The sequence below is a fragment of the Kineosporiaceae bacterium SCSIO 59966 genome, assembly GCA_020881835.1.
In the GTDB taxonomy this organism is placed as follows: domain Bacteria; phylum Actinomycetota; class Actinomycetes; order Actinomycetales; family SCSIO-59966; genus SCSIO-59966.
In genome coordinates this window covers 1,671,567-1,685,018 of the sequence record CP052876.1, presented here as the reverse complement: position 1 = coordinate 1,685,018, position 13,452 = coordinate 1,671,567, and the positions used below count along the sequence as shown (strand labels likewise).

The 13,452-nt window shown below is 74.4% G+C and carries 9 protein-coding genes; 4 read left to right on the top strand and 5 right to left on the bottom strand.

All coding sequences use genetic code 11. From position 1 onward, the window contains the following. Positions 1–13: 13 nt before the first annotated feature. On the top strand, positions 14–1,282 hold the full coding sequence (locus tag HJG43_07940; GenBank protein ID UER54479.1) for a class I SAM-dependent methyltransferase: 1,269 nt from the start codon (positions 14–16) through the stop codon (positions 1,280–1,282). Between the two features lie 29 nt (positions 1,283–1,311). On the opposite strand, the gene HJG43_07935 is transcribed toward HJG43_07940, so the two are convergent. The 3 genes from HJG43_07935 to hrpA all read right to left on the bottom strand — a co-directional run bounded on the left by HJG43_07935 (position 1,312) and on the right by hrpA (position 7,611). Next, on the bottom strand, positions 1,312–1,809 hold the full coding sequence (locus HJG43_07935; GenBank protein ID UER54478.1) for an ATP-binding protein: 498 nt from the start codon (positions 1,807–1,809) through the stop codon (positions 1,312–1,314). A gap of 340 nt (positions 1,810–2,149) precedes the next feature. Further along, positions 2,150–3,274 carry a cardiolipin synthase B gene (locus HJG43_07930; protein ID UER55820.1) on the bottom strand — a complete coding sequence of 375 codons (1,125 nt, stop codon included), beginning with the start codon at positions 3,272–3,274 and terminating at the stop codon, positions 2,150–2,152. A gap of 380 nt (positions 3,275–3,654) precedes the next feature. Then, complete coding sequence (hrpA, locus tag HJG43_07925; protein ID UER54477.1) at positions 3,655–7,611, bottom strand: ATP-dependent RNA helicase HrpA; 3,957 nt, start codon at positions 7,609–7,611, stop codon at positions 3,655–3,657. Between the two features lie 56 nt (positions 7,612–7,667). Here hrpA and HJG43_07920 point away from each other — a divergent pair, with 56 nt between their 5' ends. Further along, positions 7,668–8,513 (top strand): NAD-dependent protein deacetylase, encoded by an 846-nt coding sequence (locus tag HJG43_07920; protein UER54476.1) that lies wholly within the window; start codon positions 7,668–7,670, stop codon positions 8,511–8,513. Between the two features lie 22 nt (positions 8,514–8,535). Here HJG43_07920 and HJG43_07915 read toward each other — a convergent pair whose 3' ends face one another. Continuing rightward, positions 8,536–10,563, bottom strand: a complete 2,028-nt coding sequence (locus HJG43_07915; GenBank protein ID UER54475.1) for a SpoIIE family protein phosphatase — start codon at positions 10,561–10,563, stop codon at positions 8,536–8,538. Between the two features lie 184 nt (positions 10,564–10,747). Here HJG43_07915 and HJG43_07910 point away from each other — a divergent pair, with 184 nt between their 5' ends. Further along, positions 10,748–11,875: a hypothetical protein gene (locus tag HJG43_07910; protein UER54474.1), complete on the top strand. Its 1,128-nt coding sequence runs from the start codon at positions 10,748–10,750 to the stop codon at positions 11,873–11,875. A gap of 4 nt (positions 11,876–11,879) precedes the next feature. Next, positions 11,880–12,812: a DUF72 domain-containing protein gene (locus HJG43_07905; GenBank protein UER54473.1), complete on the top strand. Its 933-nt coding sequence runs from the start codon at positions 11,880–11,882 to the stop codon at positions 12,810–12,812. On the opposite strand, the gene HJG43_07900 is transcribed toward HJG43_07905, so the two are convergent. Further along, on the bottom strand, positions 12,764–13,444 hold the full coding sequence (locus HJG43_07900) for a hypothetical protein (protein ID UER55819.1): 681 nt from the start codon (positions 13,442–13,444) through the stop codon (positions 12,764–12,766). The genes HJG43_07905 and HJG43_07900 overlap by 49 nt on opposite strands. Between the last annotated feature and the right edge of the window lie 8 nt (positions 13,445–13,452).

Below are 13,452 nucleotides of genomic sequence, written 5' to 3'. Positions count from 1 at the left end.
CGGAAGGAGAGACATGACCACGGTCGCGGACATCGTGGACGCCGTGACGGACGGACCACTGCCGCTGAGGCTGACGGCATACGACGGCAGCGACGTCGGGCCGCGCGACGCGGCGATCCGGCTGCACGTGGCCTCCGAGCGGGGGCTGTCGTACGTGCTGACGGCACCGAGTGACCTCGGCCTGGCGCGCGCCTACGTCAACGGTGACATGGAGGTGCAGGGGGTCCACCCCGGGGACCCGTACGAGGTGCTGCGACTGGGCGAGGACCTGCGTCTGCGCCGTCCCTCTGCGGCGGAGGTCGTGACGCTGGCGCGGGGCCTGGGCCTGCAGCGGCTGCGCCCACCGCAGCCGCCGCCCCAGGAGTCCCTGCCCCGCTGGCGGCGCACCGTGCAGGGGCTGCGGCACTCCAGGTCCCGGGACGCCGCGGCGATCCAGCACCACTACGACGTCTCGAACTCCTTCTACGAGAAGGTGCTCGGCCCGTCGATGACGTACACGTGCGCCCTCTACCGCAGTCCCGACGACAGCCTGGAGACCGCGCAGGAGGCGAAGTACGCCCTGGTCGCCGACAAGCTCGGGCTGCGGCCCGGTATGCGTCTGCTCGACGTCGGCTGCGGGTGGGGTGGCATGGTGCGGCACGCGGCGCGGGAGCACGGCGTGCGCGCCCTCGGCGTCACCCTGTCCCGCCAGCAGGCGACGTGGGCGGCAGAGGCGATCAAGAAGGAGGGGCTCGACGACCTGGCCGAGGTGCGCTACCTCGACTACCGGGACCTGCCGACCGACGCTCCTTTCGACGCGATCAGCTCGATCGGGCTCACCGAGCACATCGGGGTAGAGAACTACCCCGACTACTTCCGCCGGTTGCGCCAGCTGCTGGTGCCCGGTGGCCGGCTGCTCAACCACTGCATCACCCGCAGCGACAGCCGCGCCTCGCACCGCACCGGGGCGTTCATCGACCGGTACGTGTTCCCGGACGGCGAGCTCGCGTCCCCCGGCCGGCTGATCACCGAGATCCACGACGCCGGGCTCGAGGTGCAGCACGACGAGAACCTCCGGCAGCACTACGCGCTGACCCTCGCTGCCTGGTGCCGCAACCTTGTCGACCGGTGGGACGAGTGCGTCGCTGACGTCGGTGAGGGAACGGCGCGGGTGTGGGGCCTGTACATGGCCGGCTCCCGGTTGTCGTTCGAGCGCAACGCCCTGCAGCTGCACCAGGTGCTGTGCACCCGCACCGAGGCGGGCGCACCAGACTTTCCGCTCCGCCCGGACTGGACCCCGTGACCCCAGGCCGAGGGTGAGTCCAGCAGGGCTCAGCGCAGCGCCCGCTCCATCCGCACGACGGTCCCCGCGTCGGTGGAGATCCGCACGTGGTTCATCGCCCGGCGGATGAGCCGGAGCCCGTGACCGCGGTACGGCTCGCTCGGAGAGTCGTCCCAGCGGCCGGCGTCGTGCACCTCCAGGTGCACTCGCCCGTCCCGCACCGCGGCCGAGACCTGCACCTCGCCGTCCGGGGAACCGTGCTCGACGGCGTTGGCGACGGCTTCCGAGCAGGCCAGGACGACGAGCTCCACGTCGTCGTCGGGGGCGTCGTGGGTCCGCAGCCAGTCGGCGAGCCGCCGCCGCATCCCGGACAGGTCAGGTCGGTCAGGTCGGACGACGTGTTCGAAGGTGCCCGCCGTGCCACCGGCCTCCGCCTGTCCTGGCGGGGACGGTGCCGGTGCCTGTCCCGGTCCCGGTGGGGACGGTGAACCCGGCACCGCGGTCGACGGGTCGCCGACGGTGCCGCCCGGGGTCTCGGGGCGCGCCACGCGGCGAGGGTACGGCGTGCCCCGCGCGGCCGCCCGTCGGAGCCCCCCGCCCGACCCACCCGTGATCATGCAATCCCGCCACCCCGCCCCACGCCCCCCGTGATCATGCAATCCCGCCACCCCGTCCCCGTCCCGTGATCATGCAATCCCGCCACCCCGCCCGCGGCCTTGCTGGCCGTGGCGTCCCACGCCGGGTCGGGCGCCTTCACAGAATGCTGCGCTCGGCACAACTTTCCCGGCGTGTCGCGCCACCAACCCAGCATTCTGCGAGCCGGTGGGTGGCGGGATTGCATGATCACGGGGGGGAGGGGAGGGGGGTTGTCGACTGGTCACCGATGGGTCAGAGCCAGCGGCGCAGGGGGCGGACGGCGGCCTCGAGCGCCCGCTGGGCGGCGCCGCGGCGTGCCCACCGCTCGCCGTCGACCTGCCGGCAGCTTCGCAGGTCGTCGTCGTAGTGGGCGTCAAGGGTGGCCACGAGGTCGTCGTCCAGGACGACGAGCGCCACCTCCTCGTCGTGGTCCAGGGAGCGCCGGTTGACGTTGCTCGAGCCGATGAACGCACACATGTCGTCGACGAGCAGGGCCTTGGCGTGAAGCATCGAGGTCTGGTAGCTCCACACCCGCACACCGGCGCTCACCAGGTCGGCGTATGTCGCCTCCCCGGCCAGCCGCGAGACGCGCTTGTCCCAGTGCGGCCCCGGCAGCATGACCTCGACCTCGACGCCGCGGGCCATGGCGTCCCGTAGCACCTCCATCAGATCGTCCTCGGGGGCGAAGTACGCACTCTGCAACCGGATCCGGTGACGCGCGGACTGCAGCAGGATGTACCAGGCGCGCTTGAGGTCGTCGTGACCGATGCTCGCCGAGCCGCGTACCACCTGGATGACAGCACCGCCTGGTTGCGGCTGGTCGGGAAAGCGGTCGCGGTCGTCGTAGAGGTCACCACCGGTCTCCGCCCAGTCCTGGGCGAATGCGGCGGCCAGGCCGTCGACCGCGGGCCCCCGGACCCGGAAGTGGGTGTCCCGCCACTCAGTCTCGTCTCTCGCGTCTCCGCACCACTCCTGCGCGATCCCGACCCCCCCGGTGAAGGCCACCTGTTCGTCGCACACCATGACCTTGCGGTGTCCGCGGTGGTTGTGCTTGAACGGCGACTTCGACCAGGGGATGCGGAACCAGCGGACGTCGACGCCCGCATCGCTCATCACCGCGAGGCAGTCCCGGTCGATGTGCCAGCCGCCGACGGCGTCGATGAGGACGCGAACCCGGACGCCGGCTCGGGCCCGCCCGGCGAGGGCAGCGGCGATGTCGTGGGCAGGCTGACCCTGCCAGTAGACGAAGGTCATGAGATCGACAGTGCGCCGGGTGGCGCGGATCGCCTCGAGCAGGGCCGGGAAGATCTGGTCCCCGTTACGCAGGACGTCGATCGCGTTGCCCTCGGTGAAGCTGACGCCGACGAGGCACTCCATGCGGCGGCGCAGCGCGTGCCCGGCCTCGTCCACGGAGGCGTTCTACCACGCTGCGGCGTCCGGCGTCCGGCGTCCCGCGACCGGATGACGGGGGTCGGCGGCCGCCGCCGAGCAGCCGGATCCACGAGGACGATGTACCGCCGTCACCAGTCGGTCGGCCGCTCGACGCCACTGTGCGCCCACGGGGTCGGCCGGGCGCAGGGCGTCGGCGACGGACGACCGGCCGGGCGCCGTCCGGTGGGCGCCACGTCATGCCCGCACGACGTGGGACGGGGGCCGCGATGGCCACGTCATGCCCGCACGACGTGGGGGGGTTGGGGGGGTTGGGGGGGTTGGGGTGGTAGGGCGGACGGCGCGGGGCTGGGGGAGGGGGGGCCGGGTCAGGGGGACAGTGCCGCGAAGGCCTTGCGGATCCGCTTCTCGGACACCGGGTGCGCGGTGCCCACGCCCTGGGCGAACAGCGACACCCGCAGCTCCTCGAGCATCCACCGCACGGCGACCACGTCGTCGTCCTCCCGGCGGTGCTCGGGCAACCGGTCCACCACCCGGGCGTACTCCTGCGCCAGCCGCTGGACGACGCCGGTGCGGTCCCGGTCCCGCGCCGGGTCCTCCGGCAGCTTGTCGAGCCGCCGGTGCAGGGCCCGCAGGTAGCGCAGCAGGTCGGGGAGCCGCCGCGCTCCGGTGGCCGTGACAAAGCCGGGGTGCACGAGGGCGTCGAGCTGGGCCCGGGCATCGGCCAGTGAGGGCAGCAGCGGCAGGGACGCCGCGGCGTCCAGCCGGACGGCGACGGCGTGGGAGTCCGCGAGCACCCGGGCCACGGTTCGGACGACGTCGGCGAGCACCGGCTCGGCGGAACCCCGTACGTGCGCCGCGAGCCGCTCCCAGTCGGCTGCGTCCCACACCGGCGCGCCACCCGTCGTCATCAGCGTGTCGACGGCGCACGCGGCGCAGTCCTCGAGCAACCGGTCGACGCTGCCGTGCGGGTTGCGGGTCAGCGCGAGCCGGCCGGCGTTGTCGAGGACCTCGCGAGCCACCCGGCCCGGGCTCGGCACCTCGGCGAGCAGCAGCCGCCGTTGACCGGCCCAGGTGGCCCGTCGCTGCTCGGCCTCGGTGGGCAGCACCCGGACGTCGACCCGGCCGCCGGCGTCCACGAGTGCCGGGTAGCCACGGACGAGGTGGCCGGAGGCGGTGACCTGCTCGACCACGCGTGGCAGCGTGTCGACGTCCCACCCGGTCAGGCCGGTGCGGTCCAGGGCCGGGGTGGTCCCACCAGCGGACGCCGTCTCCCGGGCGGGCTCCGGTGCACCGGAGGCCGTCACCGCCCGGGCCACGGCCTGGGCCACGTCGGGTGCCAGCCGGCGCCGCAGGGCCTCGAGGTCCTTGCCCTCGGCGAGCCGGCGGCCGGAGTCGTCCTCGACCCGGAACGTGACCCGCAGGTGGTCCGGGACCCCGGTCGGGTCCCACGCGTCGTCGGGCACGTCCACGCCGGTGGTGCGGTGCAGCTCGTCGGCGACGGCACGGGTCAGCGTTCGGCCGTCCGGCTCGGCGGGCAGCCGGGCCAGCACCTCGCGGGCGCGGTCCGGGGCGGGCACGAGCTGCTTGCGCACCGGCTTGGGCAGCCCTCTGATCAGTGCGGTGACGAGGTCCGCCCGCAGTCCTGGTACCTGCCAGTCGAACCCCGAGGCGGTCACCTGGTTGAGGACGGCCAGCGGGACGTGCACGGTGACCCCGTCGGCGTCAGACCCCGGCTCGAACTGGTAGCTCAGCGGCAGCTCGAGCAGCCCCTGTCGCCAGGTCCGCGGGTAGTCGCGCTCGTCGACGTCCCCGGCCTCGGGGTTGACCAGCAGGTCGAGGTCGAAGGTCAGCAGGTCCGGGTGCCGGTGCCGCTCGCGCTTCCACCAGGCGTCGAAGTGGCGGGCGGACACGACGTCGGCCGGGACCCGCCGGTCGTAGAAGTCGAACAGCGTCTCGTCGTCGACGAGGATGTCCCGGCGGCGGGCCCGGTGCTCGAGGTCCTCGACGTCGGCGAGCAGCTCGCGGTTGCGGTGGAAGAACCGGTGGTGGGTGTCCCAGTCCCCCTCGACGAGCGCGCGGCGGATGAACAGCTCCCGGGAGGTCTCGGGGTCGACGGCGGCGTACCCGACGCGGCGCGCGGCGACGAGCGGCACCCCGAAGAGCAGCACCTTCTCCTGCGCCATCACCGCGCCCTGCTTCTTCGACCAGTGCGGCTCGCTGTAGACCCGCTTGACGAGGTGCCCGGCGATCGCCTCCGCCCACTCCGGCTCGATCCGGGCCACCTCACGGCCCCACAGCCGCGAGGTCTCCACGAGCTCGGCGGCCATCACCCAGGCCGGCGGCCGACGGAACAGCGCCGACCCGGGGAAGACGGCGAACCGGGTGCCCCGGGCACCGAGGTAGTCGTTGCGGTCGCCCTGCTTGAGGCCGATGTGCGACAGCAGCCCGGCGAGCAGCGACCGGTGCACCTGCTCCGGCGTGGCAGGGGTGCGGTTGACACTGACGTCCACGCTCCGGGCGACCTCGCGCAGCTGGGCGTAGAGGTCCTGCCACTCGCGCACCCGCAGGTAGCTGAGGAACTCCGTGCGGCACATCCGGCGAAACGCGCTGGAGGACAACGCTTTCTGCTGCTCGGTGACGTGGTTCCACAGGTTGAGGTAGGCCAGGAAGTCGGAGGTCTCGTGTCGGAACCGGCGGTGCGCCTCGTCGGCCGCCTGCTGCCGGTCCGCCGGGCGCTCACGCGGGTCCTGCACCGACAGCGCCGCGGCGATGACGAGCACCTCGTGGACGGCGCCGTTCGCGTCCGCCTCCAGGACCATCCGGCCCAGCCGCGGGTCGACGGGAAACTGGGCGAGCCGGCGTCCGAGCGGGGTGAGGCGCCGGCGCGGGTCCTTCTCGTCCGGGTCGATGGCGCCGAGCTCGTGCAGCAGGGCGAGGCCGTCACGGACCTGCCGCGGGTCGGGCGGGTCGACGAACGGGAAGGCCGCGACGTCACCGAGACCGAGCGCGGACATCCGCAGGATGACCGAGGCGAGGTTGGTCCGCAGGATCTCCGGGTCGGTGTACTCCGGGCGGGAGTGCAGGTCCTCCTCGGAGTACAGCCGGACGGCGACGCCGTCGGCGACCCGGCCGCAGCGGCCGGCCCGCTGCCGCGCCGACGCCTGGGACACCGGCTCGATCGGCAGCCGCTGCACCTTCGTGCGGTGGCTGTACCGGGAGATCCGGGCGGTGCCCGCGTCGACGACGTAGCGGATCCCGGGGACCGTCAGCGAGGTCTCGGCGACGTTCGTGGCCAGCACGACGCGGCGGCCGGGGTGCGGGCTGAACACCCGGTGCTGCTCCGCGGCGCTGAGCCGGGCGTACAGCGGCAGGACCTCGGTGCCGCGCAACGACATCGCCCGCAGGGCGTCCGCGGTGTCCCGGATCTCCCGCTCCCCGGAGAGGAAGACCAGGACGTCGCCGGGTGCCTCGCCGGCGAGTCGCGACACCGCGTCACAGACCGCCTGCACCTGGTCGGTCTCCTCCGGGTCGTACGGCTCGTAGCGCACCTCGACGGGGTACGTGCGGCCGGACACCTCGATCACGGGGGCCCCGTCGAAGTGCCGGGAGAACCGGTCCGGGTCGATCGTCGCCGAGGTGATGACCACCTTGAGGTCCGGGCGGCGGGGGAGCAGCTGCTTGAGGTAGCCGAGCAGGAAGTCGATGTTGAGGCTCCGCTCGTGCGCCTCGTCGATGATGATCGTGTCGTAGCGCAGCAGCGACCGGTCGTTCTGGATCTCGGCCAGCAGGACGCCGTCCGTCATCACCTTGACGAGCGTGTCCTGCCGGGAGGAGTCGGTGAACCGGACCTTGTAGCCGACCACGCCGCCCAGCTCACCGCCGAGCTCCTCGGCGACCCGTTCGGCCACCGACCGCGCGGCGATCCGGCGTGGCTGGGTGTGGCCGATCGTCCCGCGCACCCCACGGCCCAGCTCGAGGCAGATCTTCGGCAGCTGGGTGGTCTTGCCCGACCCGGTCTCCCCGGCGACGACCACGACCTGGTGGTCGCGGATCGCGGCGGCGATCTGCTCCCGGTGCCGGCTGACCGGCAGCTCCTCGGGGTAGCTGACCTGCGGGACGGACGCTCGCCGGCGGGCCACCCGCTGCTCGGCCTGGTCGAGCGCGGCCTCGACCTGGGTCAGTGCCCGCTGCCTGCGGGCCTCGTCGCGCAGCGACCGGACGCCGTCCAGCCGGCGGCGCAGCCGACGCTCGTCCGCCAGGGTCAGCCCGGCAAGGCGCCCGTGCAGGCTCTGGAGCGGGTCCACCGCAGGCAGCGCCGACATGACCGGCTCAGGGTACGCCGCACCCCTGGGGCCGTCGCGAACGTAGGCTTCCGTCCGTGGCAACGGGACTGGACGGCCTGGTCGAGCTGGTGGCCGGTGGCGGCGTGCTCGTGCTCAGCGGCGCCGGCCTGTCCACCGACTCCGGCATCCCGGACTACCGGGGGCCGACCGGGTCGCTGCGGCGCGCCAGCCCGATGACGTTCCAGGAGTTCACCGGCTCGGCGGCGGCCCGGCGCCGGTACTGGGCCCGCAGCCACGTCGGCTGGCGGACGATCGCACGGGCGCGGCCCAACGCCGGTCACGACGCCGTCACCCGGCTGCAGCACCGCGGGCTCGTCGACGCCGTCATCACCCAGAACGTCGACGGCCTGCACCAGGCCGCCGGCTCGAGCGACGTCGTCGAGCTGCACGGTGGGCTCGACCGGGTGGTGTGCCTGTGCTGCGGTGACGTCACGTCGCGGGCCGGGCTGGACGCCCGGCTCACCGTGGCCAACCCGCGCTTCGGAGCGGACGTCGAGCGGGTCAACCCCGACGGCGACGCCGAGGTGCCCGACGAGGTGCTCGAGGACTTCGTCGTCGTGGACTGCCTGCGCTGCGGCTCCGGCCCGCTGAAGCCGGATGTCGTGTTCTTCGGCGAGCGGGTGCCGCCCGACCGTACCGCGCGCTGCTTCACGCTGGTCGACGCCGCCCGCGCCGTCGTCGTCCTCGGGTCGTCCCTGACGGTCATGTCCGGGTACCGGTTCGTCCTGCACGCCTCCCGCCGGGGCATCCCGGTCGCGGTCGTCAACCGGGGCCCAACCCGCGCCGACGACCGCGCCGACGTGCGGGTGGACGCGCCGCTGGGGGACGTGCTGCCGGTGCTGGCGGCCCGACTGGCCGTCCCGGCGGACCGGACGGCCTGAGCCGGCCGGTCAGGCGCTGCGGTCAGGCGCTGAGGGAGAACCAGACGCTCTTGCCCGGGCCGGAGGGGTCGATACCCCAGGAGTCGGCGACGGCGGACACGATCGCCAGGCCGCGCCCCGACGTCCGCCACACGCTGTCCTCACCGGTCAGGTCGTCGGTCCTGGGCTGCGGGGTGTGCACGCTGGTGTCGGACACCGCGACGGTCAGCTCGGCGTCCGAGCCAGTGACCGTCACCACGACGGACCCGCCCACGTGCACGACCGCGTTCGTGATCAGCTCGCTGACGAGCAGCTCGACCTCGTCGGCCCGCTCGTGCCAGCCCCAGTCGCGGACTCGGTCGGTCACCGCCCGCCGCATCGCGCGCACCGCCGCCGCGTCCGTCGTCGCAGCCTCGAAGGTGGCCTGGCGCACGCCCGGTCCGCCGTTGGCGCCGGTACGTTCCAGGATCAGCAGGGCGACGTCGTCCTCCCTGGCCGGGTCGTGCCCGATCAGGGCGTCGGCGAACGCCGGCAGCGGCTCCCGGACGGCGGAGCGGGCCCGGGCGAGCAGGGCCGCCTCGCCGCGTCCGAGGTCCAGGTCGCGGCGCTCGACGAGGCCGTCGGTGTAGAGGACGACCCGGCAGCCCTCGGTCAGCGGCACCCAGGTGACCGGGTAGGACGCCTGGGGGTCGATGCCCAGCGGCAGTCCGCCGGGGACGTCGAGCGACCCGGCCGTGCCGTCCGGCATGACGAGCAGCGGCTGCGGGTGCCCGGCCCGCACGATGGTGAGGCCGTCGTGGGTCGCGTCCAGCGCGGCGTAGGTGCACGTGACGAAGGAGTCCGCGCCCGCGGTGAGCAGGAAGCGGTTGGCCCGGGCGACGATGGTGGCCGGGTCGTGCCCCTCGGCGGCGTAGGCCCGCAGCGCCCCGCGGACCTGGCCCATCAGTGCCGCGGCCGCAGCGGAGTGGCCCTGGGCGTCGCCGATGACGATGCCGGTGCCCCCCTTGGGCAGGGGGATGACGTCGTAGAAGTCGCCGCCGACCTCGAGACCGGCGACAGCGGTCTGGTACCGGACCGCGATGGCGCAGCCGGGGACGTCCGGCAGGTGCTGCGGGAGCAGGGACCGTTGCAGTGTCCGGGTCAGCGACCGTTCAGCGGCCAGCACCTCGGAGCGGGCGACGGCCTGGGCCAGCAGGCCGGACAGCGTCGTCAGCAGTGCCCGCTCGGAGACCGTGAACCGGTGCGGACCGTCGAAGCTCAGGCACCACGACCCGATCACCTCGCCCCCGGCGATCATCGGCAGGAACGCCCACGCTCCCTTGCCCGCGGCCCGGGCGACCGCCTGTCGCTGCGGGTATCGGGCGACGTAGTCCTCGAAGGTCTCCACGAAGATCGGGCTGCGTTCCAGGACGGCCTCGACCATCGGTGAGCGCTCGGCCATCGGCTGGTCCTCCAGCACCTTCCGGACGGGGTCGGGGTAGCCGCGGCTGGACGCCAGCCGCAGCCGGGGCCCGTCCGCGAGCGAGATCAGCAGGCCCTGGGCGTCGAACGCCTGCAGCTGGCGCTCCATCACCGCGGTGACGTCCGCGACGGTCACGGCGCCGGCGAGCGCCGTCGCCGCCTCCTCGACGGCCCGGGCCTGCACCACCCGCAACGGCACCCGGGACGCCGGGGCGGGCCCGACGGACCAGGCGTCCTCGGCGTCCGGCAGCACCTGGACGACGAACAGCTCCCGGCCGGCCACGTCTGCCGGAACGTCCCACAGCAGCAGGGTGACGACGCGTTCGCGGCCGTCGGAGCGCACGACCCGGCGGCGCAGCCGGCGGCCGTCCTCACGGGTGCTGCCGGCGGCGAGGGCACCGTCCACCGGCTGCTCGTCGGCCCGGTCGGCGGGCCGCAGCCACGAGGTCAGGACGGCGCCGGGCAGGTCCTCGTCGGCGGTCCCGAGCAGCTGGCCCATCGCCGGGTTGGCGTGCACGACGACGGCGTCGGCGTCGATGACGCACATGCCGTAGGGGGAGACGTCCGAGACCGCGGTGAGGACGCGACCGATCGTGGCCTCGTCGAGCATCCGACCGCGCCTCCACCTCACACGTCTCCGGCGGGGTGCCGGACCGGCACTCACTGTAACGGCGGGGGACGCGGCGGCGCCGCCGCTGAGCACCCGGTTCCGGCCGGTTTCCGGTGGCCGGTTCGCCGCCGCCGTGATCGGGTAGCGGCAGGACCGACACGGCCGTTCGCAGAGAGGAGACCCGATGCAGACCGGATGGCTCCAGGAGGTCGTCGAGGCCGACGGCCCCTTCGCCAGCGTCCACCTCGACGTCACCCGGGACCAGCCCACCTCGGCCGAGGAGCTCCGGCTGCGCTGGGCTGCTGTACGTCAGTCGCTGCTGGAGCAGGGCGCGCCGCAGGACGTCGTCGGCGTCGTCGAGGACGTCGTGCTGTCCGAGACGGGCCTGCCCGGGGAGCAGGGCCGCACGGTGATCGCCGGCCCCGCCGGCGTCGTCCTGGACCGCGTCCTGCCCCGCCGGCCGGTGCGCGACAGCGGCTCCTACGGTCCGGTGCCGCACCTCATGCCCCTGGTCCGCGGGCTCGTGGACGCCGTCCCCTACGCGGTGGTCGAGGTCGACGCGGCGGGCGCCGACGTCACCCTCGTCGGCGCGCTCGGCCAGCCGGTGCTCGAGCGGGAGATCGAGGGCGGTCACGACGTGCTGCACAAGTTCGGCGGCGGGGGGTGGTCGCACCGCCGCTTCCAGATGCGGGTCGAGGACTCCTGGGAGCGCAACGCCGCCGCGGTCGCCGACGGTCTGGACCGGGTCGTCGCGCAGCACCGGCCCGCGCTGCTGCTGCTCGCCGGTGACCCGCAGGTCCGCAGCCTCGTCCACCGGCACGCCACCGGCCGGGTCGCCGAGCTGCTGACCGACCTCGAGAGCGGAGGCCGCGCCGAGGGGGTGCACGAGGAGGCGTTCCAGGAGGCGGTGGAGGGGGCGCTGCGCCGGCACCGCCAGGCCGCGACGGGCGAGCTGCTCGCCCGGTACACCGAGCACCTGGGCCGGGACGACTCGGTGGCCCACGGGCTGCCGGCCGTCGTCGAGGCGCTGCGCGCCGGTGCCGTGGACGTCCTGCTGCTCGCCGACGACCCGTCCTCGACCGAGCGGCTGTGGGCCGGTGACCAGCCGCTGCAGATCGGCCGGACCGAGCAGGAGGTCGCCGCCCTGGGTTCCACGTCGGCGACGAGCGACCGGGCGGACGCCGTCCTGCTGCGGGCCCTGGTCGCCCAGCGCGGCGACATCGAGCTCGTCGAGGGCACCGACGTCCTGGAGGGGGGCGTCGGCGCGCTGCTGCGCTTCGACGTCCGTCCGCCGGTACCCGGCCGTTCCTGACCCCATGGCCAGGCGGTCCGTCGTCCGGGTCGGGATCTCCGGGTGGCGGTACCGCCCGTGGCGGGGGGTGTTCTACCCGCCGGGGCTGCCTGCGGGACGCGAGCTGGAGTACGCGGCGCAGCGGATGAGCAGCCTGGAGGTCAACGGGTCCTTCTACGCGCTGCAGCGGCCGACGACCTACCTCACCTGGCGCGCGCAGACGCCGGACGGCTCGGTCCTCGCCGTCAAGGGCGGCCGGTTCATCACCCACATGAAGAAGCTCCGGGACGTCGAGGTGCCGCTGGCCAACTTCCTGGCCTCCGGGCCGCTCGCCCTCGGGGACCGGCTCGGCCCGTTCCTGTGGCAGCTGCCGCCCACGCTGGCGTTCGACCCTGGGCGGGTCGGGGCCTTTCTCGACCTGTTGCCCCGGACGACGACCGAGGCCGCCGTGCTGGCGGCCGGGCACGACGAGCGGCTCGCGGACCGGTCGTGGACGACGACGGACGCCGACCGCCCGCTGCGGCACGCGGTCGAGGTGCGCCACCCGAGCTTCGTCACCGACGCGTTCCCGGACCTGCTGCGGGACAAGGGGATCGGGCTCGTCGTGGCGGACACCGCCGGGCGGTGGCCGCTGTTCCTGCAGGCCACCGCCGACTTCGTCTACGTCCGCCTGCACGGGGACACCGAGCTGTACGCCAGCGGCTACTCGGCCGAGGCGCTCGACCTCTGGGCGCAGCGGGTCCGCCGGTGGGCCGGTGACGGCCGGGACGTCTACGTGTACTTCGACAACGACGCCAAGGTCCGTGCCCCGTTCGACGCCCTGGCCCTGTCCGAACGGGTCCGCGACCTCGTCCCCGCGCCGTGGGGTGACGCGCCGGCCGGCTCTCCGGGCACTGGTCCGGGCACCGGTCAGCGGGAGGGACCGGACGACGGGTCGGACCAGGTCGCCACGACGTAGGCCACCCCGAACGGGTCGCCGGCGTAGCGCACCTGCGCCGGTGGCAGGCCGTCGATCAGCCCGGCGAGCACGTGCCAGGCGACGGTGCCGGCAGCGAGCAGCTCCGCGGCGGTGTCGTCGTCGACCTGGGCGAGCGTGGCGGTGTCCGCGGCGCGCAGGGCGGCGAGCACGGCGGCGTCGAACGGCACCGCCCGCTCGTCCACGTACCCGGGGGCCTTGACCCCCCGGCGGGCGCTGCCGTCGCCGAGCACCAGCACCGGGTCGCCCCCGGCCGACAGCTGCCGGCCGAGGGCGACCCGGTCGGCGACAGCGGACGACGCCGCAACGGCGTGCTCGGTCACCGGGCCGGTCCACCCGGCGCCGGCCAGCAGCGCACGCCCGACGAGCAGTGGCAGCGGGGCGGCGGACATCGGGCCTGCCCGGTCAGCGGTGGGTGCCGGTGGACTGGCGCCGGGGGCGAAGGACGCGGCGTCGACGGCCGGGCCGTCCGCGCCGACGAGGTGCACCCGGCCCGGCGCGTCGGTGAGCAGGACGCCGACCGCGTCCCGGCAGGCCGCCCGCAGGTCGGGCACCGGGTCGGCGGCGCCGGTGAGGCCGGGCAGGAGCAGCGGAGGGTGCGGGCACAGCGCCACCGGCGGAC

Excerpts from the sequence above, each read along its gene's own strand:
- HJG43_07910 (UER54474.1), top strand. The coding sequence starts at position 10,748 with ATGCAGACCGGATGGCTCCAGGAGGTCGTCGAGGCCGACGGCCCCTTC.
- HJG43_07930 (UER55820.1), bottom strand. The coding sequence starts at position 3,274 with ATGGAGTGCCTCGTCGGCGTCAGCTTCACCGAGGGCAACGCGATCGAC.
- HJG43_07940 (UER54479.1), top strand. The coding sequence starts at position 14 with ATGACCACGGTCGCGGACATCGTGGACGCCGTGACGGACGGACCACTG.
- HJG43_07905 (UER54473.1), top strand. The coding sequence starts at position 11,880 with ATGGCCAGGCGGTCCGTCGTCCGGGTCGGGATCTCCGGGTGGCGGTAC.
- hrpA (UER54477.1), bottom strand. The coding sequence starts at position 7,611 with ATGTCGGCGCTGCCTGCGGTGGACCCGCTCCAGAGCCTGCACGGGCGC.
- HJG43_07915 (UER54475.1), bottom strand. The coding sequence starts at position 10,563 with ATGCTCGACGAGGCCACGATCGGTCGCGTCCTCACCGCGGTCTCGGAC.